This is a genomic window from Halorubrum sp. SD41 (assembly GCF_058630335.1).
Genome location: NZ_JBZVGZ010000006.1, coordinates 26,271 through 51,674 on the forward strand (window position 1 = coordinate 26,271; position 25,404 = coordinate 51,674).

Sequence of the window (25,404 nt, forward strand, 5' to 3'; positions counted from 1 at the left end):
GGCTCAGCGGTCCGCGTCGGCGCCCGTCAGCGACTCCAGCAGCCGGACCGCGGGCGCCTTCGCCAGCGGGTCGTTCCCGTTGCCGCAGTGCGGCGACTGGACGCAGGCGGGGCAGCCGCCCTCGCAGTCGCAGGTGTCGATGAGCCGCGCCGTCCGCGTCATCAGCTCCTCGATCCGGCGGTGCCCGCGGCGGGTGAGCCCGACGCCGCCCGGATAGCCGTCGTAGACGAACACCGCCGGGCCCTCGGTGTGCGGGTGGTGCGGCGTCGAGATGCCGCCGACATCCGCGCGGTCGCACAGCAGGTGGAACGGGAACAGGGAGATGATCCCGTGTTCGGCGGCGTGGATACCGCCGTTGAACGCGTACTCGCCGCCGGGGATCGGTTCGCCGGTGTCGTCGGGCGCCTCGCCGTCGGCGCCGTCGCGTGCGCCATCTGGCGCCTCGCCGCCGTCGGCGCTGGCCGTCTCCGCTTCCGCGCCGCCCTCGTCGAGCGCGTCGCCGAGGCGCCGCATCTCGCGCTCGACGTCCTCGGGCACGGGGAAGTACAGCGCCTTCGTGCGCAGCGTCGTCTCCGGGAGGTCGAGGGTCGACTCGCCCAGCGACTCCCCCGTCACGGCGTCCTTCCGGACGAAACCGGTGATCCGCTCCGTGACGGTGACGTCAGCGAAGCGGACTGGCACGTCGGGGCGCGCCGAGAGCGCGCGCTCCTCGAGGTCCTGGTTCACGACGATGTCCTTGTCGGAACGCACCTGCGTGTAGTAGTCGGCCCACGACTGCTGGAGCTCGGCGACGTCGCGGTCGAGGTCCAGCTCCGTCACCTCGTAGGTGCGCCCCTGCTGGTGGTAGATTGCGCCGGGGTGGGCGTCCCGGAGCGCGTCGGCGAAGCCGAGCGTCGCGACCGTCTCGCCGCCCGACCGCTCGATCAGCGAGACCTCGCGCTCCTCGGCGGTGCGGAGGTTCACGGACTGCTGCGGGCTCGACCCGCCGGCGTGGACCCACCGCGTCCCCGCGGCCGCCTCGCGCCGGTTCAGCACCCCCTCGTCGGTGAGGTCCGCCACCACGCCCGGGAACGAGTCGCCGAAGAAGCGCTCGTCCCCGGGCGAGAGCCAGTTCTCGTCGGCCGCGCAGGCGACGTGGTCGGGCATGAGCTGGCCGTTCTCCGGGTCGCAGATCGCGTCCTCCGGCGGCGCGTCGAAGAAGTCGCTCGGGTTGCGCAGCAGGTACTGGTCCAGCTGGTCCTCGCCGCCGACCATCACCACGAGCGCGGGGTCGTCGCCGCGGCCGGCGCGGCCCGCGCGCTGGTGGGCCGACATCCGCGTGCCGGGGTAGCCGTCGAGGACGACGGCGTCCAGCCCGCCCACGTCGACGCCGAGTTCGAGGGCGCTCGTCGACCAGACGCCGCGCAGGTCGCCGGCGTGGAGGTCCGCCTCGATCTCGCGGCGGCGGTCGTCGGTGAGCGCGGCCTGGTACGCGCCGACCTTTCCGGCGAGGTCGCGCTCGCCCCGCTCCCGGAGGTCGCTCGCGCTGTCGGTCGCGTACTGCTCGGCGGTCTGTCGCGCCCGGGTGAACGCCAGCGTCTGCTGGCCGGCGGTCACGAGGTCGACGAACAGCCGCTTGCTCTCCGTGTGGCTCGACTTGCGGCGGCCGCTGCCGCGCTCCTGCCAGTCGTCGTCGTACTCCGGCGGGTTCCACAGCACCCAGTCGCGCGGCCCGCGGCCGGAGGTGTCCTCGTCGACCAGAGTAATCCCGTCCGGGTCGCGGCCGGTGACGGTCGCGACGTGGTCGACGGGGTTGTTGATCGTCGCCGAACAGCAGACGAACTGCGGGGCGGAGCCGAACCGCTCGCAGGTCCGCGCGAGCCGACGCAGGGTGAGCGCGACCTGCGAGCCGAACACGCCGCGGTAGCTGTGGACCTCGTCGATCACGACGTACTCTAAGGAGGAGAAGAACCAGTCCCACAGGCGCTCGGCGTACGGCAGCAGCGCGTAGTGGAGCATATCCGGGTTCGAGAGGAGGACCGTCGGTCGGCGGTCGCGCACGTCCCGCTTCTCCGCCCGCGAGAGGCGCCCGGTGTACGAGTCGACGGAGACCCGGCTGCCGAAGCCGAGGTCCGCGGACAGCTCCGACAGCGACTCCTCCTGGTCGGCGATCAGCGCGTTTTGCGGGCCGACGTACAGCGTCCGCCCGCCGTGGTCCATCGCGGCCTCGAAGGCGGGGACGGTGTACGCGAGCGACTTGCCGCTGGCCGTCTCGGTCGCGAGGACGGCGTCGTCGCCGTCCCGGACCGCCTCGATCGCGTCGGCCTGGTGGCGGTAGAGCCGGTCGATCCCGCGGTCCGCGAGCGCGTCGGCGAGGCGCGGTTCGAGGTCGACGTCGGCGAACTCGGGCTCGCGCGCCGGGAGCCGCCGGTGGTCGGCGATCTGTCCCTCGTAGAAGGGGCGGTCCCGCAGCCACTCGATGGCGTCGTCCACGGTTACGGTACCCTGGGGTCGGCGGGGCCTAACGGTTGCGGTGGCGACGGGGCCGTCCCCGTGAGGGGTGTCGCGCGCCACTCCGCCTCAGTCGTCCGCGGGGGATCGCCCGGCCCCGCCGTCGGCCGGCGAGAGGTCGACCGCGGGTTCCGTCGGCCCCTCGCGGGCGAGCGGGGGCCAGCGGACCTCGGTCGCGACCGGGTCGTCGAGGTCGAGCCGCATCAGGAGGTCCCCGCGGCGCTCGACGACCTCGAACCCGACCGTCCCGTAGACGCTGCGAGCGACGCGGTTCCCGGTCTCGACGTGGAGCTCGATCCCCTCGCGCCCGGCCGCGGCGGCGTTCGCGATCACGTGCCGGCACAGCTCCGTGCCGACGCCCCGGTCCTGCGCGTCTGGGTGGACGAACACGGCGAGCTCGGGGACCGCGGCGTCGGTCGGCGTGTACATCGCGTGGCCGAGGAGCTCGCCGTCCCGCTCCGCGACGACGTTGTTGCCCTCGGAGAGCATCGACCGGATCCACTCGGCGCACCGGTTGCGGCTCACGGGCGGGAGCCCCTGCGCGCGGTCGGCGCGGTCGAACCGGTCGTACATCTCCGCGAGGAGCGGCTCGTCCGCGTCGACCGCGGGCCGGATCGTCCAGCGCGCGCCCTCCTTGTCGACGAACCGCGGACAGCGCGGCGGGCAGTGGGGCGTCCCCTCGCACTCGCTGCCGTCCCAGCCGTCGCAGGCGACGCTCGCGGTATCGGGGGTCATGTCTGAACGTTGGCGGTGCGTCGGGTTATAGCGGGCCGGCTACTTTCACAGCGTGGGAACGGCTGACGAGGGAGATATATAAATGGAGGCGGTCGGGTCGGCGGCGCTACTCGCGGATCAGCACGATCCCCTCGCGGAACACCGCGTGGTTCGGGACGACGTGTTCCTCGCCGTCCGTCTCGATGTGCGTGACGAAGAGGTCCACCTCTTGGACGACGCCCCGCTCGCCGGCGACCCGCACCTCGTCGCCGATACCGTACGGCTGCCGGAGGAGGAGGAAGACGCCGGCCGCGGCCGACGCGACCAGGTCCTTCGTCGCGAGGGCGGCGAACAGGACGAGCGCGAACGCGTACGCCGCGAGCAACACGATGAGCGCGAGCGTCTGGACGCCGATCTGCCCGAGCGCGACAAGCGTCGCGACGTAGACGACGCTGTACTTCACGAGCGTCGGGACCACGCCGAGTTCGGGGAGCTTGACCCCCCGGAGGCGCTCGGCGACGAGCAGCTCCGCCTTGTCGCCGACGACGACGCCGACGATGAACACGACCACCGCGACGAACAGCCGCGGGAGGAACGCGGCGACGCCCGACCAGAACTGTTCGAGGTAGTTCACGTCCGCGACGGTGAGCGCGACGATGACGGTGACGGCGACGATGAAGTAGCTCGACAGCTGCGCCAAGATCCGCACCGTGGAGGTGTCGAACTCGCGAGCCGTCCGCTCGAAGGCGGTGCCTTCGATCACCTCGGGGACGCCGGCGCGCCGGAGCAGCCGGCGGTTGATCACGCCGGTGAGGTACGCCAACACGACTCCAAACAGGAGCACGCCGAGCGCCAGCCAGATCCGGTACGGGACGCTCGCGAGGAACTCGGGAACGGCGATCTGGGCCGCGGACATGGGTCAGTACTCCTCCGGATCGATCTCCAAGACGAGTTCCCCGGCCTTGAACGCCCGGACGAGTCCGTCGGACTCGGAGAGGACGATGGAGGTCGAGTTCGTGTCGCGGGTGATCGCCGCGCCGGACATGTGGCGCGCGCCGAGCCCCTTCGGGATGTCGACCCCCTCGGCCGCGGGTTCGAGGTAGCGGTACGCCGAGACGATCTTCCCGGAGTCGGAGACGACGAACGCGCCGTCGAGCCGCGAGAACTCCTTGAGCATGACGTTCACGATCGGGTCGCCGACGTGGACGTGGCTCTTCTCGAAGGGGTTGTACGACAGCGGTCGCGACTTGTTCATCACCTTCCCCGCGTCGCCGACGACGAACAGCGCGCCGACCGGCTTCCCCTTCTGCCCCTTCTGTCCGAGCTCGATCGCGACCTCGAACACGTCGCGGATCACGCTCGGCTCCGCCCGCGAGTTGGCGAACAGGTCGTAGATGCCGGTGTGGACCCCCTCGTCGACGGTCGCCCGGATCACCGCGTCCGAGCCGCCGTCGAACACCGAGGCGACGCACGCGACCTCGTCGCCCTCGGCGAGGAGGCCCTCGTCCATCGCGCCCTCGATGCCGAACCGGATCCGGTCTTTGACGTTGTCGAACGGGAGGGGGAGCTCGACGAACGTCTCCGCGTCGACGTCGTTGTCGGGCGCGACGACGACGACCTCGACCTCGGCGTCCGCGAATCGCTCGTAGAAGGAACTCGTCGGGGAGAACAGCAGCGCGGCGTCCACGTCCGCGACGAGGTCCGCAAGGTGGTCGGTGAGCGAGGCCATTGTAGGCGTGACTCCGGGAGTCCGTATAGTCGTTGCGTCGTGCGGGCGTCTGACGCCGGGGCGGGGCCGACGGGCCTGGGCGGGACGCCGGCCGACGGCGTTTTCCCTCTCTACCCGCGTTGGCACACGTGGAACCAGATTCCGTCCGAGAGTCGTGGACGAACCGGGCGGGCGAGTACTCGCCGGCGTACTACGCGCACTACGGGCCGAACGAGACGAGCGCGCTGATCCGCGAGGCGCTCGACGCGCACCTCGACCGCGACGCGGCCGTCCTCGAACTGGGGTGCGGGTCGGGGCGTCACCTCGAACACCTCGCCGACCACGGGTTCGAAGACCTCTCGGGGGTCGACATCAACGCCGAGGCGTTCGAGACGATGCGAGACGCCTACCCCGAACTCGCCGCGGACGGCACGTTCTACTGCGGCGCGATAGAGGACCTCGTCGGGGAGTTCGACGACGACGCGTTCGACGCGGTGTACTCGGTCGAGACGCTCCAACACCTCCATCCGGACGTCGAGTCGGCCTTCGCGGAGATCGCGCGGATCACCGACGAGGTGCTCGTCACGGCCGAGATCGAGGACCCGGCGCGCGAGTCGGCGTCGGGCGACCCGGACGTGAACTACGTCGACGAGGAGACGCCGCTGTACTACCGGGACTGGGGCGAGGTGTTCACCTCGCTGGGCCTCGTCGAGGTCGACGTCGTCCGCGGCGACAGGGACACGACGCGGACCTTCCGCGTGGACGACTGATCGGCGGTCACGGCGGTAGTACGGAACGCGGCGGGCCGGAGCGGACCGCGGCGACCCGGCCTCCCGCGCGACTTTTACCCGCGAGCCGACTACCCCGACCACATGGCGACTCGCGAGGCCCTCTGGGGGTACCGGAACCGGTTCGGCGACGCCTTCGGGCGTACCTACTTCCGACGGTTCGGACCGGGCGTGGTCTCCAGCGTCGGGATCGGGACGTACCTCGGCGATCCGACGCCCGCGGTCGACGCGGCCTCCCGCGAGTCGATCGGACTGGCGCTCCGCTCGGGCGTGAACCACGTCGACACCGCGGCGAACTACCGCTGCGGCCGCGCCGAGCGCGTCGTCGGCGAGGCGCTCCGGGACGCCCCCGTCGACCGCGAGTCGATGGTCGTCGCGACGAAGGGCGGCTTCCTGCCGTTCGACGGCGAGCGCCCCGACGACCCGAGCGCGTACGTCCGCGAGCGGTTCGTCGAGCCCGGGATCGTCGACCCCGAGGACCTCGCGAACGGCGCGCACGCGATGACGCCTGAATACCTGGAGTGGTCGCTGGACCGCTCGCTCGACCGCCTCGGCCTCGACGCCGTCGACTGCTTCTACGTCCACAACCCCGAGACGCAGCTCGCCGCCCGCTCGCGGGCAGACGTGTACGACCGGATCGATTCCGTCTTCGAGGCCCTCGAACGCCGGCGCGCGGCCGGTGATATCGGCGCGTACGGCGTCGCGACGTGGAGCGCGTTCCGCGTCCCGCAGGACGCCGACGACTACCTCTCGCTCGCCGAGGTGCTCGCCCGGGCCGAGGCCGCCGGCGAGGCGGTCGGGCCCGACGACGACCACGGGTTCGAGGCGATACAGCTCCCCTTCAACGTCGCGATGGCGGACGCGTTCACGCGGCGGAACCAGCCAGCGCCGCCCGGGGCCGACGCCGACGGGCCCGTTTCGACGCTCGAATTCGCTCACGAGGCCGGGCTCTCGGTGGTGACGAGCGCGAGCATCGGGCAGGGAGATCTGGCGGCCGAGGGCGCGATCCCGGCCGACGTGGACGCGACGCTCGCGGGGGAGACGCCGGCCCAGCGCGCGCTCAACTTCGCGCGGAGCGCTCCCGGCGTCACCTCGTCGCTCGTCGGGACGACCGACCCCGACCACGTCCGCGAGAACGTCGCGGCCGGCACCTTCGACCCGCTCGGCGCCGAGGCGTTCGACGCCGTCTTCGAGTGACGACGAGGGGTGACGGCGCGCAACCGCGGCGAACGGCGCCGGGGGAAGCGGCGATCGCGACGCCACAAAGCGTTTGTCGAGACCGGTCCAAGTCGGTCGCATGTCCCCCACGCGACGAGCCCTCCTCGGGAGCGCCGCCGTCGGCGCGGTCGGCGCGCTCGCCGGGTGCTTCGGCGGCGACGCGAGCGATCCGGAGGCGGAGTCCGTTCGACGACAGGCCTCGGGCACCGACACGGACCCGACGGTGGTGAAGCCGCGGAACCCGAACGGGAAGAGCGTCCTTCTCTACGGCACCGACGTGAACGACGAGGACGAGTTCGTGCCGACGGGACGCGAACTGATCACGAGCGCCGACCGAGCGGCCGACCTCACGGTCGCCGAGGGCGTCTCCGACGCCGACCGCGAGCGGGTCCGGTCGTTCCTCGACGAGACCGACTACGACGCGGAGACGGTGTACGTCTCGCCGGCCGGCGTCGAGTCGTGTCAGCGGATCGTGATCCATTCGGTGTCGTGGGAACCCGGGCACGTCGAGTACGAGTACTGCCGAGAACTCAGGCCGCCGGACGAGGCGTGCGAGACGGACACGCGGGTCGCGCTCGCGCTCCTCTTCCGGCTTCCGGTCGCGCTCGACGAGCGGCTCACCGGCTCCGGCGCCAGCGGGCGCTCGCCGTGCGCGACGACGGACACGGAGTACGCCGTGATCGACGGGAACGCGACCGTGCCCGGAAACGCCACGGCGACCGACGAGTGGGGTGACTTCTGATGGCGCGCCGACTGACCCGTCGCGGCGCGCTCGCGGCCGGCGCCGCCGCGCTCGGCTCGCTGGCCGGTTGTGCCGGCGGCGGAGGCGGCCGCCGGTTCTGGGACGACCCGCCGTCGCTCGACGTCGCCGCCGTCCCGCGGGCGTTCGACGAGCCGGTCCCCGACCGCCCGCGGCTCGTCCCCGTCGACGTCGATCCCGCGGTCGCGGCCGCGTTCGCGGATCGCGTCGACCGCCTGCTGAGCCCGATTCCGGACCCCCTGACCGCGGAGCGGCTCCCGAACGGCGAGATTCGAGAGCGGATCGAGACGGAGCGGGCGGCGGCCCGCGAGGCGCTGCCGGTCGAGGGCGAGGCGCTTCCCCCGCTAGCGGCGGCGGAGCGGTACGCGACCGCGCGCGACCACGCGGCGGCCGCCGTCGCCACGTGGGCCGCCGTGACCGTCGAGGGGGACCCGAGCGGGGTGGCGCCGGACCTCGGGACGGTGCGTCGCCGCGCGTCCGAGACGCTGGACGCGCTCCCCGGTCCCGCCGCCGACCCGCTCGCGGGCGCCGCGATGTACGGCCCGATCGAGCGCTGGTACGACGAGGCGCGGCGCCGGACGCTGGTCGGTGCCGGCCCGGCCGACCGCGAGAGCCCGCTTCGGACGGGGGAGGCGGTCGGAAACCTCGAACGAGTCCAGTCGTACGTCGAGTCCGGGCGGTACCTCCGGGACCGGTACGCGGCGTCGCTCGCCGACCCGGCGGCCGTCGCCGAACCCCTCCGCCGCGAGATGAACCGTCTCGGGCGCGCCGTCGGCGACCGGCTCCGCGAGCTCCACGGCGAGGACGTCGAGGACCTCAGGCACAGCCCGGGGACCGACGCCTTCGTCGACGACCGGGCCGTCGCCCCCGGCGCGCCGAGCGACTCCCTGCTGACGAGCGCGGTCTACCGGAGCTTCGACGACATGTGGTTCGACCCGGTCGCGTTCGGCGACTACGAGCCGGACCACCCGGCGACCGGGCTGACCCGGACGGCGCTCGCGCTGACGCGGCTCCGGGCGCTCGACGCCGTCGCCGGGCGGGTGGAGGCGGGCGACGCGATGTTCCCCGACGACGCGGCCGCGATCGGCGCGGCGCGGACCGCGGCGATCGAGTCGACTGGGTCGCTGGCGGGCGACGAGAACCCGCTGGCGCGGTGGCTGTCGACGCGGTTCCGGTCGCTGTTCCGGGAGCCGGACGCCGCCCTCACCGCGTCCGAACGGACCGCTCGGTCGACGGTCGAGGCGTACGCTCGGTACCGGTGGATCGAGATCGTCACGGGGGAGGCGCAGGGGGTGGCGGAGTCGGTCGAAGCGTCGCTCGACGCCTGACGGCGGCGGTCGACGAGAGGAGAGAGAGACGGGAGGGCTCGAAGCGGGGCGGCGACGAGTTCGGTCCCCGACGCGGGGCGCGGCGCGGTCAGCGAAGCTCCTTGTAGCGGCTGCCGCACTCCGGGCAGATACGGACCGAGAACACCTCGTCGGGGTCGTTCTCCTTCTTCAACACCTGCTCGCAGTCGGCGCAGTTGAGGCGCTCGTAGGTGTCCTTCATCAGGTCGCCGTCGCGGAGCCCCTTGCGCGTGGATTTCATACCCCGGCGTTCGGGGGCGGGGCGGATAAAAACCCCGTCCGACGCGGGTCTGACGACTCGGCCGAAACCGGCGGCGGGCGGGGGATCTCGGCGTCACCCGCGGCGGTCGGGGTCCCGAAGGGCGCGCCCGGGCGCTTTCGCAACGCTTGTGTCCGGGCGCGGGGAAACGCCGCCGTGTCACGGACCAGGCTGTTCGGATCGCTCTGCGCGCTGGTCTTCCTCGTCAACTTCGCGCGCGTCGTGTTCGCCCCCCTCGTGGGCGAGTTCATCGACGCGTTCGGGATCCAGGAGGGGACCGCCGGGCTCATCGTCACGCTCGCGTGGCTCGGCTCGGCCGCTCCGCGGCTCCCCGCCGGGTGGGCGCTCACGCGTTTCACGCGGCGCAGCGTTATCGTCGTCTCCGGCGCGATGCTGACAGCCGGCGCGCTCGGCGTCGCCCTCGCGCCGGGCGTGCTCGCGCTAATGGTCGCCGCCTTCGCGATCGGGCTGGCCTCCGGCGTCTACTTCGTCGCCGCGAACCCGTTCATCTCGGAGCTGTTCCCGGGACGCGTCGGTCGCGTGATGGGCGTCCACGGGATGGCCAGCCAGCTCTCCGCCGTCATCGCCGCGCCGGCGGTCACCGTCGCGCTGTGGTACGACTGGCGGTACGCCTTCTACGCGCTGGCGCTCGCCGCGGCGGCCAGCACGGTCCTGTTCGTCGCGCTCGCGAAGCGGACCGACCTCCCGGACGCCGGCTCGGGGGACACCGACTTCCTCGCGGCCGCCCGCGGCGAGTGGAAGCTGATCGCCGCCGGCGTCGTGCTGATGGGCCTCACGAGCTTCGTCTGGCAGGGCCTGTTCAACTTCTACGAGCTGTACATGATCGACAAGGGGCTGCCGCGGGCGACCGCTCGGAACCTCCTGACGGTGATCTTCGCCGCCGGCGTGCCCGCGTTCCTCGTCTCCGGCGACCTCGCGGACCGGCTCCCCCACGTGCCGTACCTGCTCGGCATCGTCTCGTCGTTCGTCGTGGGCGTCGTCCTCGTCGTCGTCGCGGAGGGGCTCGCCGCGGTGATCGCCGCGAGCGTCGTCGTCGGCTTCGCCATCCACATGCTGTTCCCGGCCGGCGACACGTACCTGCTGGCGTCGCTGCCGGACGAGTCGCGCGCGTCGGCGTACGCGATGTTCTCCGCCGGGATGATGACCACGCAGGCGGCCGGCTCGTGGGTCGTCGGCGAGGCGGTCGAGGCGGGCGCGACGTACGACGCCGTCTTCCTCGCGCTCGCGGGCGGCTTAGTTGTCCTCGTCGCCGCGTACGCGGCCCTGTACCGCCTCGGACGCGTCCCCGGCGGTGCGGCGGCCGACACGCGGGCGGCCTGAGCGGTCGGGGGCCGACGGTCGGGTCGCTCGCGCGACCGGCCGAGACCGGCACGCGCCTACGGTACCGCACCTGTTTTGGGCGTCGCTCCCGTGTGATCGGTAAATGGAGTACGTTCAGGAGCGCGTGACGACCCTTCACGCGTTGACCGACCACCGGCCCGACGCCCCGACGGACCGCGCGGCGGTCGTCGTACCGATGACCGAGCGCGAGTACGGGACGCTCGCGGCCGAGCGCGTGCTCTCGACGCTGGAGACGGTCGACCCGGCCCGGGTGATCGTGCCGCTGCGGGCGTCGGCCGACCGCGTCGGATCGTTCGCGGACTGGCTCGACGGGTTCGACCTCGACGTCGAGACGCTGTGGTGCGACGGCCCGCGGCTCGCGTCGCTGCTGGAGGCGCGGGGGCTCGACGGCGAGCGCGGCAAGGGGCGGGACGTGTGGCTCGCCCTCGGCCGCGCGCTCGACGAGGAGTTCGTCGTCGTCCACGACGCCGACACGAAAACCTACTCGCCGGCGTTCGTCAACCGACTGCTGTTCCCGCTGGGGCGCGGCTACGACTTCTCGAAGGGGTACTACGCCCGCGTCGAGGACGGCTCCCTGTACGGACGGCTGTTCCGGCTGTTCTTCCGGCCGCTCGTCCGCGCGCTCGGCGACGCCGCGCCCGGCCGAACGCCCGACGTCTTGGAGTACCTCTCCGCGTTCCGCTACGCGCTCGCGGGCGAATTCGCGGCGACGAGCGACCTCGTCTCGCGGCTCCGCGTCCAGCGCGGCTGGGGGCTGGAGGTCGGGACGCTGGGCGAGGCGTTCGGCCACGCGGGCTTCGCGGACAGCGCGCAGGTCGACCTCGGGCGCTACGAGCACGACCACCGCTCCGTCGAGGGGCCGACCGGGCTCGCCGACATGAGCCGGGCGGTCGGCGCGGCGACGCTGCGCGCGGTCGAGGACGCCGGCGTCGACGTCGACTACGACGGCCTCGCAGAGCGGTACCGCGACGCCGCGGAGACGCTGGTCGACGGCTACGCGACCGACGCGGGGTTCAACGGCCTCTCGTACGACGCGGCCGACGAGCGGTCGCAGGTGGCGACCTATGCCGAGGCGCTCGGCGAGCCCGGTCCCGACACCCGGCTCCCGGCGTGGGAGGACGCGCCGGTCGACCCCGATGAGGTCCGGGAGGCCGCGCGAGAGGACCTCCACGGGGTTCGCGGCGACGGGGCGACCGGCGGGATCGACGCCGTCGGCGCCCAAGCGACCGACGACGGGCAGGCGGAGCCCGCTCCGGGGGAGGACTGAGATGGCGGACGCGAGCGGGCCGAGCGTCGCCGCGCGCGACGACCTCGCCGGCGTCGTCGACCTGTTCGGGTGGCTCACCCGCGCCGAGCTGTCGCGGGCGCTCTCGGAGCTGGCGTTCAAGCAGCGGGCCGAGGTCGACGAGGACGCCATCGACGCCGCCATCGACCTCGCGGTCGCCGAGTACGCGCTCGTGCCGGCGCCGGCCGACGCGCTCTCGGGGGGCGACGCGGGCGACCTCGCGGACGCCGAAACCGAGCACGCCGACGAGTCGACCGCGCTCGCGGTCGGGCCGGCGGCGTTCCCGACGCTCCCGGAGGGCGCCGAGGACCTCCCGCACATCCTCGACGTGCCCGACCGCGGCGTCGACCGCGAGGCCCTCGCGGACGCGGTGCTCGACCGGCTCCGCGAGGAGGCGATCGAGGCGATAGGGGAAGGCGACGACGACCGCTTGGAGACGCTCGCGGACGTGACCTACGACGTGGAGGCGTGGGCGCCGGTCGACGTCGACCCGGTCCGGACGCGGATCCTCGCGGAAGTCGACGAGTGAGGAGGGGTCTCCGCTTTCATCCGGAGAACTCGGACTCGCTCACGCGGACGATCACCGTCTCGTCGACGTCGCGGAGGTCGTACTCGGGCGTCTCTCCCTGTCGCCGGCGGACGAAGAGGGGCTCGACCGGGCGGCCGTCGACGAGCCCGAACACCTTCAGGCGCTGGTCGGTCTCCTCCGGCGGGACGTCGCCGTCGCGAACCTCACGGGCGAGGCCCCGCGAGAGCCACTCGTCGGTCGCGACGGACGGCTCCAGCACGAGCGCCTCCTCGACGAAGCGGACGAGGTACCAGTCGAGGTCGTTGAGGAGGGAGACGGCGGCGCCGAGGCTCACGGTGTCGACGGCGACGCTGTTCTCGAACGGCTCCTCGATGTCGTAGGTCGCGAGCGCGTCGCGAGCCGTCTCGCGGGAGAGCAGCTCGTAGGAGAGCTCCACGTCGGGGTCGCCGAGGAGACACACCCGCGTCATGGGCGCACTTCGGACCGGGCGGCGCAAATCCGTTGCGGTCGCCGGGCGGGGCGGAGCGAGTGACCGGACGAGCGACCGCGCCGGAGCGGTCGGCCGGCGGCCCGCTCAGAACGTCGAGACGTCGCCCTGGATGACGCTGCGGGTCACGTCCGTCACGTCGGCCAGCTCGCGGTCGACGATGTCGAGGACGTCCGCCTCGATGTCGTCCAGCGCGACGCCCTCCTCCGTGACGATCTGCGCGTCCGCGACGTGCGGCTCGTCGATCGGGCGGCCGATCTGCGAGAGCAGACGGACCTGGAGGTCGCGGATGCCGTCGACCTCGCCCGTGACGGACTCGGCGACGCGGGTCGAGAGGAGGTTGTAGATCTTCCCGATGTGGTTGACGGGGTTCTTCCCGGAGGTCGCCTCCATCGACATCGGTCGGTTCGGGGTGATGAGCCCGTTCGCGCGGTTGCCGCGGCCGACCGAGCCGTCGTCGCCCTGCTCGGCGGAGGTGCCGGTGACGGTGAGGTAGACGGAGCCCTCGTCGTAGTCGTCGGCGGTGTTGACGTCGACGCCGACCTCGCGGTCGGTGTAGTCGCGAGCGAGGCCGTCGACGTACTCGCGGACGGACGCGACCGCGTCGTCGTACTCGTCGAGCCCGTCGACGTAGGCGTCGACCATCGCGGCGGCGACGGTGATGTCGATCCGGTCGCCCTCGCGTTTGCCCATGATCTTCACGTCGGGGCCGAGCTCGGGGTGGTCGTCGTGGTAGGTCGTGTTGAGCGCGCGCTCGGCCTCGTGGACGATGGTCTCCGTCTCGGTGAGCGGCGCGTGGCCGACGCCGAAGGAGGTGTCGTTGGCCATCGGGACCTCTTGGGTCTCCTCGCCGAACACGTCCTGGAGGTCGCCCGAGCCCTCGCCGAGCTTGACGTCGACGACCACGTCGGTGCCGTACTCCAGCTCCGGGATCGCCTCGGAGAGGTACTCGCGGGCGGCCGCCAGCGCGGTCGAGTCGACCGGGAGCTGCTCGCCGTCGTACTCCTTCGTGGCGCGGCCGACGATGAGGATGTAGATGGGCTCGACGACCTCGCCGCCGCCGAACGCGGGCGCCGCGCGGCCGGCGACCAGCTGCGTCTCGTCGGTGTTGTAGTGCAGCACCTTGCCGACGCGGTCCAAGTAGAGCTGCGAGAGGGCCCGCGAGACGGACTCCGCGACGCCGTCACAGATGGAGTCGGGGTGACCGATCCCCTTTCGCTCGACGATTTCGACCTCCTGGTCCTCGACCGCCTGCCGGTCGAGGCGGCTGACCTGTATGTTCCGGTCCATTACCGCCGGATACTCCGCGGGCGACGGTATAACTTGCGGAAACTCTTCAGTGGCGTCGAATAACCTGAGGTAATTCCAGCCGGGGGCGGACGCTCGCTCCGTCGGCGTCGGCCCCGGTGACTCAAGCCGGCGTTTGCGTTTCGGCAATACCTTTCAGTCGCCCGCCTGTACGGCCCGCATGTACGAACTCGCGCCCTCCCGCCGCCGACTCCTCGCCGGCGCGCTCGCGGGCGGCATCGGCGCCGCCGCCGCTGGCTGTCTCGGAACCGGCAGCGACGGCGACGCGGACGACGGCGACGGACCGGAGCTCAGGCTCTCGCTCTCGCGGATCGACGGGACGCTGCGCGACCGCTACGCTCACGACCGCGACGACCCGCCCGAAGGGTGGGACGAGGCGGCCCTCGACGCGGTTCTGGCGGGCGAGTCGTACACGACCCAGCACCGCAAGCCGTTCTTCGCGAGCCCCGACGACCCGGCGTACGTCCTCCGTGACGGGACCTACTACCAGCTCGGCTCCGTCGTCGTCGACGAGGTCGTCGAGACGCACCCGGTTCTCCGCCTCTTCGAGCCCGACGACGACGTCGAGTCGGCGGTCGACGCCAGCGAGGACGGGGACCTCCCCGAGGGCGACCAGCGCGCAGTCGGGATAGCCCACTTCGCCGCGCGGGCCCGCGGGCACGACGGAGGCTACCCGCTCGGGCTGGTCGAGCGCGGTGGCTACGTGTACCGAGCCGAGTCAGCTCGGACCGAGAGCGCGCTGCTCGACGACGGCGACCCCGACCACGTGACCTATCGAGACACCACCTATCGGGTCGAAATCGAGCGCGAGCGATTCCACGAGGCGGTGTACCGCCCGACCGCGGAAGCGATCGCCGAGACCCCGGAACGGATGGAAGCGATCCTCCGAGGGACGTTCGTCGGCTCCAGAATCACGTCGGACGACCTCTCCGCGGAGGCCAGACGGATCGTCAGGGGGGCGGACGGCGAGGAGTACAGCGAGACGCACCCGTACTCCGACGCCTACGTCGAACTACTCCGCGCGATAGACGCTCGCCCGTACATCGACGGGAATATTCTGAACGACGCCGACGTCCGCGAGACCGAGAGGGAAATGATTCGGTACGACGGTGAGTACTACGAACGCTCCCTCCGTATTTTGGAGGGAGAGGACAACTGAGGGCGAGGCGTTTCGAGCCCGCCTCAGCGGACCGCCTCGTACGCCTCGGCCATCACGTCGAGCGCCTCGCGGAGCTCGTCCTCGTCGGTCGCGTACGAGATGCGCGCGTGGCCGGCGCCGCCCTCGCCGAACGCCTCACCGGGGACGACGACCACGCCGCGGTCGAGACACTCGTCGACGAACCCCTCCGGGACGCGCGGCATCGCGTAGAACGCGCCCTGCGGCGTCGGGCAGTCGATGCCGATGTCGTCGAAGCCGTCGAGCAGGATGTCGCGGCGGCGCTCGAAGGAGTCGGTCATCTCGTCGACGACGCCGCGGTCGCCCCGCAGCGCGGCCTCCGCGGCGTACTGCGCCGGCGCCGAGGCGCACGCCTGCGCGTACTGGTGGACGCGCAACATGCGCTCGACGCGCTCCTCGGCGCCGTACACCCACCCGAGCCGCCAGCCCGTCATCGAGAACAGCTTCGAGGCGGAGTTGACGACCACGACGTTGTCGGTCTCGGCGAACTCGATCGGCGAGTGGTGCTCGCCGTCGAAGACGGTGTACTCGTACACCTCGTCGGAGATACAGAGCACGTCGTGTTCGTCGGCGATGCGGGCGAACTTCCGGACGTCCGCCTCGGAGGAGACCGCGCCCGTGGGGTTGCCAGGCGAGTTCACGATGAACGCCGCCGTGTCGTCGGTGATGGCGTCCTCGATGGCGTTCGGGTCGATCGTGAGGTCGTCGCGGAGCGGCACGGAGACCGGCTCGCCGCCGGTCAGCTTCGTCAGCGCGTCGTAGGAGACGAATCCCGGGTCCGGGATCAACACCTCGTCGCCCGCGTCGACGTGGGCTTCGAGGGCGACGTGGAGCGCCTCGCTGCCGCCCGCGGTCGCGACGACGTTCCCGGGGTCGAGGTCGACCCCCTGGTCGGCGCGGTGCTTCTCGGCGATCGCCTCCCGCAGCGACCGGATCCCCTTGTTCTCGGTGTAGGCGTCGGCCTTCCCGGACTCGATGGCGTCGACGGCCGCCCGCCGGGCGTGGTCCGGCGTCGGGAAGTCGGGCTGGCCGAGCCCGAGGTTGATCGCGTCGTCGCCGGCCGCCTCGAACACCTCGCGGATCCCGCTTATCGAGATCCGCTCGACCCTGTCGGAGAACGTCGTCATGTCCGTGTGAGGGCGCCGCCGCGAGTTAGTTCTTGTTACGTGGGACCGGCGGGCCGATCCGGGGACCCGAAGCCGAATCTGTCTCGGGGAGTCACCACCGCCGCCGCTCCCACACCGGCCGTCGCCCCTCGCGGCTCGCGTCGTCCCGGATCCGCCCGTCCGCGTCGGTCGGCAGCGCGAACCGACCTCGGAGGACGCTCGGCACCTCCTCGACGCGGGCGCGCAACAGCGCGTCGTCGACCGCGCGGAGCCGGAGCATCGGCCGCCCCGGCCCCATCGGCACCTTGATCGACTCGATCAGCCCCCGATCCACGAGCGCCTGCCGGTCACCGGTGAACTCCTGGGCCGGGGCGATCCCGACGCCGTCGGTCCCGACCCAGGTCCGCAGGTCCCGGAAGAGGTGGTCGTGTCGCGCCGCGAGCGCGACGAGCAGCGTCCGGTCCGTCACCCCGGTCGTGCGGCCGAACTCGCCGGGAGCGAGCGACGCCAGCAGGGCCGCCAGGTCGTCCGCGAACCGGTCGTCGAGGACCTCGCGCGCATGGGCGAGAAGCCGAGTCCGCGAGGGCATCCCGACGGTCGCCGCCGACGCCGCGTCGAACCGCGACTCGGCCGTCGCGCGGGCGCCGTCGACAGCCTCCGAACCGGCCGCCGCCACCTGAGCGTCGGCCGCCGTCGTCGCGAGCGTCCGACCCCCCCGGGGGCCGACGAGGGCGTCGACGCGGTCCGGGCTCGCGAACAGCGTCCCGCCCGTCCCGTGTCCGAGCGGCTCGCCGGTCCGGATCCGGATTTCGCCGCCCTCGACCGCCTCGGCGACCGCGCTGCCGAGGACGAGCGCCCGTGAGAGCGCGTCGACGACGCCGGGGCGGCACGCGATCCGCCACGGGTCCCCCGACGAGCGCTCTCGGGCCCCGAGCACCGCCGGGAGCAGCCGGATCGGCACGCCGACCGCGACGACCGCGGACCGCCCCGCCAGCGCGGCCTCGACCGCCTCGGCGAGCGGGTCGTCGGGACGCGGAAGGACGTCGGCGATCTCGGACGCCCCGTCGAATTCGTCGCTCGCGGCCTCGGAGTCGGCCTCGGTTCCGGCGTCGTCCGCGGTCACACCGATCGGTGACTACCGCGATCCGAATGAGCGTTGCGCCGGTCACGGGGGCGCGCCGCTGGGGAGGAAAGCGCTGGGAGAGAAAGCGACGGGAGAGAAACGTCGTGAGCGCCGAACTCAGGGCGCCCGCGCGAACACGAGGTAGCCCGTGTGGCCCACGCCGGCGGTGGAGGGGCGCGAGCCGCGGTCGGAGAAGTCCATCTCGCGCTGGATCGTCTCCAGCGTCTCGACCTCGTCGAAGCCGGCCTCGCGCGCGGCGAGGGCCGCCTCGCGGGTTCCCTCGACGAACGGGGAGTAGACGGCGAGGCGGCCGCCGGGCGCGAGCAGCTCGTCGGCGCGCTCGACGACCGCGGGGGCGTCCCCCGTGTCGAGCGTGAGGACGTCGAACGGTTCGCCGTCGGCGAGCGCGTCCAGCTCCTCGGTGAGGTCGCCGGTCCGGACCTCGACGCGGTCGGCGACGCCCGCCGTTTGCATGTTGTCGCGGGCGACCTCGGCAAACTCGGCGTCGACCTCGTAGGTCGTCACGTCGGCACCCGCGCGGCCGAGGTACGCCGCGAGGATCCCCGTCCCGGTGCCGGCGTCGAGGACGCGGTCGCCGTCGGACGCGCCGGTGTGGCCCATCACGAGCCCAACGTCGCGGGGCATCATCGGCGCGCCGGTGCGTTCGAGGTGGTTGAACAGGTCGGGGCCGCGGAGCGCGCGGACCTCGAAGACGGTGCCGAGGTGCGTCTCGACCTCGTCGCCGGCCGCGACGTCTTCGGGGACCTCGATCACGCCGAGGTCGGTGCCGAACTCCTCGCCGGGCTCTAGTAAGTACTCGCGGTCCTCGTGGACGAGCAGGTACGCGGCGTCCGTCACTGCAGGTCGGCGATCGCTCGCGCGGGCTCGCCGTTGGCCGCCTCCAGCGCCTCGCGGGCGGCCTCCTTCGAGACGCCCGCCTGCTGGGCGACCAGTTTCACGTCCTCCTCGGGGATGCCGTCGTCACCGTCGTCCGCGTCGTCACCGTCGTCGAGCGCGGGCTCGTCGCCCCCCTCGACTGCCGTCGCGCCGCCGCCCGCGCCCGCGTCGGCCACCGCGTCCGGCGAGCCGACGATCTGGTAGGTCTCCTGGCCCTGCGCGTCCATCTTGGTGACCTGAGCGCCGTCGAAGACGAGGTCGTCGCCGTCGGCCGTCTCGATGACGACCCGCTCGGCGTCGAGCTCCTCGACGTCGATTCCCATCTGTTTCATCATCTGTTTCATCTTCCGCGGGTTCATGCCGCCGCCTCCGAACATGCCAACCGGTTCGGCCGGACGACACAAAAAGGGTGTCGACACGGGGCGCAGAGCCGGCGCGGCGGCGAGGACCGGCGCGCTCGATGTCGGGGCGATCTGCTCCGCCCGATCCCGGCGAACCCGACCGAGACGACGGGGTTGATACGTGTCGCGCGCGAGGCGGAGGTATGTACCTCGCGGACCACACCTGGCCGGAGTTGGGCGACGCGCTGTCTCCCGGTTCCGTCGCGCTCGTCCCGCTCGGCTCGACCGAACAGCACGGCCCGCACCTCCCGCTCGCGACCGACCACCTGATCGCCGAGGGGCTCGCGACGGCGGCCGCGGACCGCTCCGACGCGTTCCGAACGCCGACGGTCAACGTCGGTGTCAGCCCCCACCACCGACAGTTCCCGGGGACGATGTGGGTCGACCCGCCGGAGTTCCGCGACTACGTCGAGTCGTTCTCGCGGAACCTCGCGTACCACGGCATCGACCGTATCGTGTTCGTGAACGCCCACGGCGGCAACGTCCAGCACCTCCGGGAGGTCGGCCGCCGGCTCCACGAGGACGAGGTGGCTTACGCCGTCGAGTGGATGTGGGACGAGTCGATCCCGGAGCTGGTCGACGACCTCTTCGAGCGCAACGGCCCCCACGCCGGTCCGAAGGAGACAGCGATGATCACCCATCTCGCGCCCGAGCTCGTCCGCGAGGACCGGCTCGAAGACGCCCGCGACGGCGGCCTCGTCGACCTCGAGAGCGCGGAGACGACCGTCCACGGCGCCCGGACGTTCTACGACTCGGTCGACAACTCCGCGAACGGCGCGTTCGGCGACCCGACCGACGTGACTCCGGAGAAGAGCGAGCGCCTGTTCGAGGCCGCCGCGGACCAGCTCGTCCAGCTGGCGGAGTGGATCGGCGACCGCGACGAGGAGGAGCTGTTCCCGGAACCGCGCGTAGAGCGGGAGTCGACTTAGTCGTCGAACCGGTCGCCAAGGGCCTCCCGGAGCGCGGCGTCGGCCGCCTCTCGCCGGCCGTCCAGAATCTCGAACTCCTCGTCGCGGCGGCGTTCGAGCCAGCGCAACAGGCGGCCGGCCCAGTCGAGCTTGCGCGCCTTCATCGGGTCGACGTCGGGGTCGTCGAAGTTCCAGCCCGGGAAGACGAGTTCGCCGGCCCCGACGTGGTCGGCGAGGAACGCGGCGCGGTCGCCGTCGGTGAACCCGCCGGTGTTCCGGACCGGGCCGACGGGGGCGGCCTGGGTCGTCGCCAGCGTCCACTCGTCGGCGAAGCGCGGGAGCCACTCGCGGACCGCCGGGACGTTGTCGCCGTGGGCGTGGGCGGCGACGGGGACGCCGTCGCGGGTCAGTTCGGCCGCCGTCTCCGGGTTCTTGTCGAGGTCCGTCACCATACAGTCGACGGCGACACCGCGGTCGACGAGGACGTCGGCCGCCGTGGAGGCCGCGACGACGGCGTCGGCGTCGCGAGCGAGCGCAACCTCGTCGGCGAGGCACGGCGCCGCGCCCGCGACCGCGACCGTTTCCCCTTCCCAGTCGCCGAGGCGGCCCAGCGGGAACGGCGTCGCGAGGTCGGCGGCGACGTCGCGGGCGCGCTCGTCGGCCGCGCGGTCGAAGCCGAAGTCGGCGAGGATCGCCTCGTAGACGGGCTCGAAGGCCGCGAAGTTCACGGGCGGATCACGCTCTGTGCGGACGTCACGTTCGGCGCCGAATAGCGCCGCCGCTCCCCGGGCGAATTATGGTATGGACCGGAGTGGCACAGAGTACCCCTACCCGCGTGCCCCTCCGGCGTCCGGTCGATCGGTTGTCTACACGAGGGCATAAACTTTCTCTTAACTCACGTGGGGGTCGATACCCGCGAGCGCGGCGTCGAGCGCCTCAGAGACGCCGGAAACCGCCTCTCTGACCGACTCGATCGCGACGGGCGTCCCGATCAGGAGGCCGCGGCGGTCGCTCGCGAGGCCGTCGCCGGCGGATCCGTCGCCCGCTGGACCGGCCGAACCGGCGGTGCCGCCGTCGGTCGCAGACGGGGTCGGCGGCGTCTCCGCGCGGGTCGGGTCGCCCAGCGCGAACGCCGCGCCGCTCGCGTCGCCGCCGACGGTCGCGGCGCGCAGGGCGCCGACCGCCGCGTCGCCGAGACCGGTGAGCTCGTAGGTGCGGACGACCGCGTTGCCGGCCGCGTCGCGGTTCCCTCGGGTCGCCTCCGACGCGCCGATCCGGTCGAGGTGGCGCTCGGCCTCGCGGACCGTCGTCACGTTGAGTTCCTCGACGGCGACCGCGTCGGAGTCGCCGCCGGAGCGGTGGCGGTCGCGGGCGAACTCGGCGCCGACGAGGGCGGCGTCGCGCGTCTCGCCCACGTCGTGGGTGCGGACCACGTGCGCGCCGCGCTCGACCGCCATCGACGTGGCGGCCAGCGAGACCGGAAGCGCCTCCTCCGTGCTGCGGCCGGCGACCGTCTTGAGGAAGCTCTTGCGGTTGATCGAGACGAGGAGGGGACGACCGTAGCCGCGGAACTCCCGGAGGCGGCGGAACGTCTCGCGGTCGTCCGCGTGGGTCTTCGCCGCGGACCAGCCGCCGAACGCGGGGTCGAGGATCGTCTTGTCCGTGAAGCCGTTCATCGACAGCGCCTCGTATATCTCGTCGACATCTTCGATGGCGCCCGGGCGCTCCAGGTCGGGGGGCGAGGCCATCTTCGAGACCGCGGCGTCGTGTTCGCGGCAGACGCGGGGCATCTCGGGGTCGGCGAAGCCGCAGATGTCGTTGACCATGTCGAAGCCGCGGGAGAGGGCCTCGTCGGCGACCTCGTGGTAGCGCGTCTCGATCGACCAGACGGCGTCGCCCGAGGTCGATTCGAGCGTCTCTATCGCGGTGTCGAGCCGCTCCAGCTCCTGTTCGGCCGAGAGCACGTCGAGGTCCTTGTTGGCCGATTCGAGGCCGACGTCGACGATGTCGGCGCCCTCGCCGATCAGCTCCTCGTCGACGTACGCGGCGGCCTCGCCGGGGTCGTCGTACACGCTGGGGTCGTACGGCGACTCCTCGGAGACGTTGAGCACGCCCATGATCCGGGGCGGGTGGTCGTCGCCGATCCCCAGCCCCGCGGCGTCCACGTTTCGCATACGATCAGCACGGGCGCGAGCGACATAAACGGGGCGAGTACCCGACGCGCTCGCCGGGGAACGAGTCGCACATCTATTTATAAATGATCGGCGGTGCGGTGGCGCGTGCCGACGAGCGCCCGCAGGGCGCGAGGAGCACGCGCGAGGGAGTCGGGCGCTCCGAGGGCGACCGAAGGGAGCCCGAAGGACGCGCCCGACGAGGCTGGGGAGGTGTGAGGTGCTGTGCGGTCGCGGGCGGGCGGGACTCAAAGGGGCAGTCGCGAGGCGGGCGCAGGCGACGTAAGCACCGCAAGGAGGGAGCGAGTGAAACGAGCGACCGACCGAGGAGCGCAGCGAGCGTGCGCCCGCCTCGCGGCTGGGGCTTTGGCGGTGTTCGCCGGCGATCCGTCACCAGCCATTTATAAGCGAGCGACCGGGACGCTAGCGGTGTTCATCGTTAGTCCGTCACCAGCTATTTATAAACGGTCGCACAGCCACCTAAATTCTATTTATAAATCAAATCGCAGCGAGTCGCCCACCTCGACGCCGTGGCGGTCGGTCCACTCGTAGGGGACCTCAAGCACGTACTGGCCCGACCCGTCGTACTGCTGTTCCTCGCCGTCCTCGTTCGGGCCGGGCTCGGGCGCGTTGTGGATCCGGACGATCTCCCGGTCGCCGTCGACGAAGACGATGTCGATGCCGAAGCTCATCCGCCGCATCACGTAGGTGAGCGAGTCCCGGGGCGCGTCGTAGACGAACAGCATCCCGCCGTCCTCCGGGAGCGCCTCGGCGTCGCTGAGCCCGAGGAGACGCTTGTCGCCGGCGTCGGCGACCGCCGCGGTCACCGACCCCTTCTCCTCTCCGTCGGCCCCCTCAACGGCCACGGTCGTCGTCTCGTAGTCGGCGTACGGCTCGCTGGGCCACTCGACGTCGTCGCCGCCGGTTCCGCCGCTCGTGCCGTCACCGCTCGAATCGCCGCCGTCGACCGCTACCTCGCCGTCGTCGCCCGCTACCTCGCCGTCACCCGCCGGATCACCGCCCCCGAGACAGCCCGCCGCGGCGCCCGCGGTCGCGACAGCGGCCACTCCCAGAAGCCGACGCCGTCTCATACACACACCGAAGTGATTCGTGGATTTAAAAAGCCGGTTCCGCCGGACGGCGGAGCGACCGCCCTCGTGCCGGGAAGGACGCGCTTTTATCGCCGCCGGAGCGTAGCCTACGACATGGCGAAAGTGAGCATCGGCCTCCGCGGGTGGCGCTTCGAGGAGGACGAGATATTCACCGACGACGAGGAGCTGAAGCCCCTCGACGAGATCCCGGAGGACCCCCGGGAGCGACTCCTGCGGCTCGTCGGCCTCGTCGAGGAGCCCTGCGACGTCTGCTACCTCGACTACGGCGAGGAGGAGATTCATCTCTGTAACGAGGCGGAGATCGTGTACGGCGAGCCGGACGGCGAGGTCCTGCTCTGCCCGGAACACGAGCCCGACCTGCTGTACTGGTTCCGCGAGGAAGGCGGCAGCGAGCACAAGGGATCGGTCGAGTTCGCCGACCGCTTCCACGAGTGGGTCGCCGCCGGCAACGAGGCCCCCGAGGGGTACGGCTCCGTCGAACACGTCGAGGAGGACCCCGACGGGCTCCCGGACCTGCCCGACCAGCAGGAGATTCAAGAGCGGCTCGAAGCCGACTTCGAGGGCGAGCGGATCGACATCCTCGAACTCGCCGGGCAGGAGGACACCGAACGCGAGGAGCTGACCGAGGAGGAGCTCGCGGACTCCGACCTCGACCTCTCGGCCGACTACCCGTCGGACCGATGACCGGCGGCGAAGCGGACGACACGGCGGAGACGGACGCCGCCGAAGAGCGCCCCGGAGAGGCCGACCGGTCCCGTCAAAAACCCGTGGTCGTCGTCGTCGAGCCCGAGACGCCGGGCAACGTCGGCACCATCGCGCGAGCGATGAAGAACTTCGGACTCTCGGACCTCAAGCTCGTGGACCCGCCGGAGATCGAGGAGGACGGCGAGGCGTACGGCTTCGCCGGCCACGCCCGCGAGGACGTGCTGCCGAACGCCGAGGAGGTCACCTTCGACGAGGTCGTCGCGAACTACCACACCGTCGGCACCACCGCGATCACCGGCGAGGACGACCGCAGCCACGAGCGCTTCCCGTTCAAGACGCCCGTCGAGCTGCGCGAGTCGCTGAAGACCGTGGACGCGCCCACCGCCATCGTCTTCGGCCGCGAGGGGCGCGGGCTCAACAACGAGGAGCTCTCGCGGCTCGACGAGGTGTGCTCGATCCCGGCCGACGACGACTACCCGGTCCTGAACCTCGGGCAGGCCGCGACTGTACTCTTATACGAGCTCCGCGACCTCACCGTCGACGAGACGCAGCTGCCCGACACCGAGGTGACCCGCGCCCCCGAGCCCGACGTCGAGCGATTCCACGAGTTCTTCGACGAGTTTCTCGCGGCGACCGGCCAGCGCGACCACGTCCGAGAGAAGAACGCGCTGCTGATGCGCCGGCTGCTCGGCCGCGCGCACCCGACGGAACGGGAGGTCCACTCGCTGCTCGGCACCTTCCGGAAGGCGAACGCGAAGCTGGAACACGCCGACCACCTCGCGGCGAAGTACGACGAGCCGCCGTACCCCAAGGAGCAGTGACCGTGCGCGGCCCCGCTCTCGACGAGGACCTGCTGGCCGGCGTGCGCGACGTGTCGCCGCTCATGCTCGGTATCGCGCCGTTCGCGCTCGTCGCCGGCATCGCCGCCGTCGACGCCGGCCTCGGGCTGGCCGAGGCGGTCGGGATGTCCGTGATCGTGTTCGCGGGCGCCTCCCAGCTCGCCGCGCTGGAGCTGCTCGGCGAGAACGCCCCGCTCGCGGTCGTCGTCGGCACGGCCATGGTGATCAACCTCCGGATGCTGATGTACTCGGCCTCCATCGCGCCGCACTTCGCGGAGTACGGGCGCCGACTCCGCGCGGGGCTCGCCTACCTGCTCACCGATCAGGCGTACGCGCTCTCGGTCGCGGAGTTCGACGAGAACCCGGACCGAAGCCGGTGGCGCTACTACCTCGGTGCGGCCGCGTCGCTGTGGATCGTCTGGCAGATCGGGACGGTGGCGGGGGTCGTCCTCGGGGCCGGCGTCCCCGACGCGTGGGGGCTCACCTTCGCCGTGCCGCTGGTGTTCCTCGCGCTCCTCGTGCCCGCGATGAAGGACCGTCCCACCACCGTCGCGGGCGTCGCGGCCGGCGCGGTCGCGGTCGTCGCCGCCGGGCTCCCGCTCAACCTCGGGCTGCTCGTCGGCGCGCTGTGCGGGATCGGGGCGGGGCTGGTGACGGAGGTGACGGCGTCGTGACGACCGGCCTCGCGACGGCCGCCGTCGGCTCGGAGGT

Annotated in this window: 26 protein-coding genes; 12 read left to right on the forward strand and 14 right to left on the reverse strand. The window is 72.1% G+C overall.

What is annotated here, in order from left to right:
- Window positions 1-3: 3 nt before the first annotated feature.
- The 4 genes from AC4NMM_RS03640 to dacZ all read right to left on the reverse strand — a co-directional run bounded on the left by AC4NMM_RS03640 (window position 4) and on the right by dacZ (window position 4,933).
- Window positions 4-2,472: a DEAD/DEAH box helicase gene (locus AC4NMM_RS03640; protein WP_491923558.1), complete on the reverse strand. Its 2,469-nt coding sequence runs from the start codon at window positions 2,470-2,472 to the stop codon at window positions 4-6.
- Between the two features lie 87 nt (window positions 2,473-2,559).
- Complete coding sequence (locus AC4NMM_RS03645; protein ID WP_096392932.1) at window positions 2,560-3,225, reverse strand: GNAT family N-acetyltransferase; 666 nt, start codon at window positions 3,223-3,225, stop codon at window positions 2,560-2,562.
- Between the two features lie 106 nt (window positions 3,226-3,331).
- The gene (locus AC4NMM_RS03650; protein ID WP_096392931.1) at window positions 3,332-4,120 is read right to left on the reverse strand and encodes a mechanosensitive ion channel domain-containing protein; all 789 of its coding nucleotides are present in this window, start codon (window positions 4,118-4,120) and stop codon (window positions 3,332-3,334) included.
- A gap of 3 nt (window positions 4,121-4,123) precedes the next feature.
- Entirely contained in the window at window positions 4,124-4,933 is an 810-nt protein-coding gene (dacZ, locus tag AC4NMM_RS03655; RefSeq protein WP_004595623.1) for a diadenylate cyclase DacZ, read from the reverse strand.
- A 128-nt stretch (window positions 4,934-5,061) separates the two neighbouring features.
- Between dacZ and AC4NMM_RS03660 the strand changes: the two genes are divergently transcribed.
- The 4 genes from AC4NMM_RS03660 to AC4NMM_RS03675 all read left to right on the forward strand — a co-directional run bounded on the left by AC4NMM_RS03660 (window position 5,062) and on the right by AC4NMM_RS03675 (window position 9,006).
- The gene (locus AC4NMM_RS03660) at window positions 5,062-5,682 is read left to right on the forward strand and encodes a class I SAM-dependent methyltransferase (protein ID WP_096392930.1); all 621 of its coding nucleotides are present in this window, start codon (window positions 5,062-5,064) and stop codon (window positions 5,680-5,682) included.
- A gap of 102 nt (window positions 5,683-5,784) precedes the next feature.
- Entirely contained in the window at window positions 5,785-6,897 is a 1,113-nt protein-coding gene (locus tag AC4NMM_RS03665; protein ID WP_491923559.1) for an aldo/keto reductase, read from the forward strand.
- 100 nt (window positions 6,898-6,997) lie between these two features.
- Complete coding sequence (locus tag AC4NMM_RS03670; protein ID WP_491923560.1) at window positions 6,998-7,660, forward strand: hypothetical protein; 663 nt, start codon at window positions 6,998-7,000, stop codon at window positions 7,658-7,660.
- The gene (locus AC4NMM_RS03675; RefSeq protein WP_491923561.1) at window positions 7,660-9,006 is read left to right on the forward strand and encodes a hypothetical protein; all 1,347 of its coding nucleotides are present in this window, start codon (window positions 7,660-7,662) and stop codon (window positions 9,004-9,006) included. Before AC4NMM_RS03670 ends, AC4NMM_RS03675 begins: the two co-directional genes overlap by 1 nt.
- 88 nt (window positions 9,007-9,094) lie before the next feature.
- Here the strand turns inward: AC4NMM_RS03675 and AC4NMM_RS03680 are convergent, their stop codons facing one another.
- The gene (locus AC4NMM_RS03680) at window positions 9,095-9,265 is read right to left on the reverse strand and encodes an HVO_0758 family zinc finger protein (RefSeq protein WP_172863915.1); all 171 of its coding nucleotides are present in this window, start codon (window positions 9,263-9,265) and stop codon (window positions 9,095-9,097) included.
- A 174-nt stretch (window positions 9,266-9,439) separates the two neighbouring features.
- Here AC4NMM_RS03680 and AC4NMM_RS03685 point away from each other — a divergent pair, with 174 nt between their 5' ends.
- The 3 genes from AC4NMM_RS03685 to AC4NMM_RS03695 all read left to right on the forward strand — a co-directional run bounded on the left by AC4NMM_RS03685 (window position 9,440) and on the right by AC4NMM_RS03695 (window position 12,459).
- The gene (locus AC4NMM_RS03685) at window positions 9,440-10,624 is read left to right on the forward strand and encodes an MFS transporter (RefSeq protein WP_096392926.1); all 1,185 of its coding nucleotides are present in this window, start codon (window positions 9,440-9,442) and stop codon (window positions 10,622-10,624) included.
- A 103-nt stretch (window positions 10,625-10,727) separates the two neighbouring features.
- Window positions 10,728-11,912: a glycosyltransferase family protein gene (locus tag AC4NMM_RS03690; RefSeq protein ID WP_491923562.1), complete on the forward strand. Its 1,185-nt coding sequence runs from the start codon at window positions 10,728-10,730 to the stop codon at window positions 11,910-11,912.
- A gap of 1 nt (window position 11,913) precedes the next feature.
- Window positions 11,914-12,459, forward strand: coding sequence for a DUF7109 family protein (locus AC4NMM_RS03695; protein WP_491923563.1), 546 nt, complete (start codon window positions 11,914-11,916; stop codon window positions 12,457-12,459).
- Between the two features lie 16 nt (window positions 12,460-12,475).
- On the opposite strand, the gene AC4NMM_RS03700 is transcribed toward AC4NMM_RS03695, so the two are convergent.
- Entirely contained in the window at window positions 12,476-12,928 is a 453-nt protein-coding gene (locus tag AC4NMM_RS03700; RefSeq protein WP_491923564.1) for a DUF5804 family protein, read from the reverse strand.
- A 105-nt stretch (window positions 12,929-13,033) separates the two neighbouring features.
- Complete coding sequence (locus tag AC4NMM_RS03705; RefSeq protein ID WP_491923565.1) at window positions 13,034-14,236, reverse strand: methionine adenosyltransferase; 1,203 nt, start codon at window positions 14,234-14,236, stop codon at window positions 13,034-13,036.
- Between the two features lie 178 nt (window positions 14,237-14,414).
- Here AC4NMM_RS03705 and AC4NMM_RS03710 point away from each other — a divergent pair, with 178 nt between their 5' ends.
- Window positions 14,415-15,413 carry a hypothetical protein gene (locus tag AC4NMM_RS03710; protein ID WP_096392921.1) on the forward strand — a complete coding sequence of 333 codons (999 nt, stop codon included), beginning with the start codon at window positions 14,415-14,417 and terminating at the stop codon, window positions 15,411-15,413.
- Window positions 15,414-15,436: 23 nt separating this feature from the next.
- Here the strand turns inward: AC4NMM_RS03710 and AC4NMM_RS03715 are convergent, their stop codons facing one another.
- The 4 genes from AC4NMM_RS03715 to AC4NMM_RS03730 all read right to left on the reverse strand — a co-directional run bounded on the left by AC4NMM_RS03715 (window position 15,437) and on the right by AC4NMM_RS03730 (window position 18,934).
- Window positions 15,437-16,558 carry a pyridoxal phosphate-dependent aminotransferase gene (locus AC4NMM_RS03715; protein ID WP_096392920.1) on the reverse strand — a complete coding sequence of 374 codons (1,122 nt, stop codon included), beginning with the start codon at window positions 16,556-16,558 and terminating at the stop codon, window positions 15,437-15,439.
- Window positions 16,559-16,649: 91 nt separating this feature from the next.
- On the reverse strand, window positions 16,650-17,660 hold the full coding sequence (locus AC4NMM_RS03720; protein ID WP_491923566.1) for a transcriptional regulator TbsP domain-containing protein: 1,011 nt from the start codon (window positions 17,658-17,660) through the stop codon (window positions 16,650-16,652).
- Window positions 17,661-17,777: 117 nt separating this feature from the next.
- Complete coding sequence (locus AC4NMM_RS03725; RefSeq protein WP_491923567.1) at window positions 17,778-18,518, reverse strand: methyltransferase domain-containing protein; 741 nt, start codon at window positions 18,516-18,518, stop codon at window positions 17,778-17,780.
- Window positions 18,515-18,934 (reverse strand): nascent polypeptide-associated complex protein, encoded by a 420-nt coding sequence (locus AC4NMM_RS03730; protein ID WP_096392917.1) that lies wholly within the window; start codon window positions 18,932-18,934, stop codon window positions 18,515-18,517. The genes AC4NMM_RS03725 and AC4NMM_RS03730 overlap by 4 nt, the downstream gene beginning before the upstream one ends.
- 167 nt (window positions 18,935-19,101) lie before the next feature.
- Here AC4NMM_RS03730 and AC4NMM_RS03735 point away from each other — a divergent pair, with 167 nt between their 5' ends.
- Window positions 19,102-19,887: a creatininase family protein gene (locus AC4NMM_RS03735; protein WP_491923568.1), complete on the forward strand. Its 786-nt coding sequence runs from the start codon at window positions 19,102-19,104 to the stop codon at window positions 19,885-19,887.
- Here AC4NMM_RS03735 and AC4NMM_RS03740 read toward each other — a convergent pair.
- From AC4NMM_RS03740 to AC4NMM_RS03750, 3 genes are all read right to left on the reverse strand, one after another.
- Complete coding sequence (locus tag AC4NMM_RS03740; RefSeq protein ID WP_491923569.1) at window positions 19,884-20,594, reverse strand: 6-hydroxymethylpterin diphosphokinase MptE-like protein; 711 nt, start codon at window positions 20,592-20,594, stop codon at window positions 19,884-19,886. The genes AC4NMM_RS03735 and AC4NMM_RS03740 overlap by 4 nt on opposite strands.
- A gap of 162 nt (window positions 20,595-20,756) precedes the next feature.
- Window positions 20,757-22,040 (reverse strand): dihydropteroate synthase, encoded by a 1,284-nt coding sequence (folP, locus tag AC4NMM_RS03745; protein WP_491923570.1) that lies wholly within the window; start codon window positions 22,038-22,040, stop codon window positions 20,757-20,759.
- Between the two features lie 488 nt (window positions 22,041-22,528).
- Window positions 22,529-23,128 (reverse strand): DUF192 domain-containing protein, encoded by a 600-nt coding sequence (locus tag AC4NMM_RS03750; protein WP_491923571.1) that lies wholly within the window; start codon window positions 23,126-23,128, stop codon window positions 22,529-22,531.
- A 114-nt stretch (window positions 23,129-23,242) separates the two neighbouring features.
- Here AC4NMM_RS03750 and AC4NMM_RS03755 point away from each other — a divergent pair, with 114 nt between their 5' ends.
- Genes AC4NMM_RS03755 through AC4NMM_RS03765 form a run of 3 tightly spaced genes read left to right on the forward strand, consistent with a single transcriptional unit; the run spans window position 23,243 to window position 25,367 of the window.
- Entirely contained in the window at window positions 23,243-23,833 is a 591-nt protein-coding gene (locus tag AC4NMM_RS03755) for a DUF8114 family protein (RefSeq protein WP_096392912.1), read from the forward strand.
- Window positions 23,830-24,675, forward strand: coding sequence for an RNA methyltransferase (locus AC4NMM_RS03760; RefSeq protein ID WP_096392911.1), 846 nt, complete (start codon window positions 23,830-23,832; stop codon window positions 24,673-24,675). The genes AC4NMM_RS03755 and AC4NMM_RS03760 overlap by 4 nt, the downstream gene beginning before the upstream one ends.
- Window positions 24,676-24,677: 2 nt before the next feature.
- On the forward strand, window positions 24,678-25,367 hold the full coding sequence (locus AC4NMM_RS03765; protein ID WP_096396063.1) for an AzlC family ABC transporter permease: 690 nt from the start codon (window positions 24,678-24,680) through the stop codon (window positions 25,365-25,367).
- Window positions 25,368-25,404: the final 37 nt, after the last annotated feature.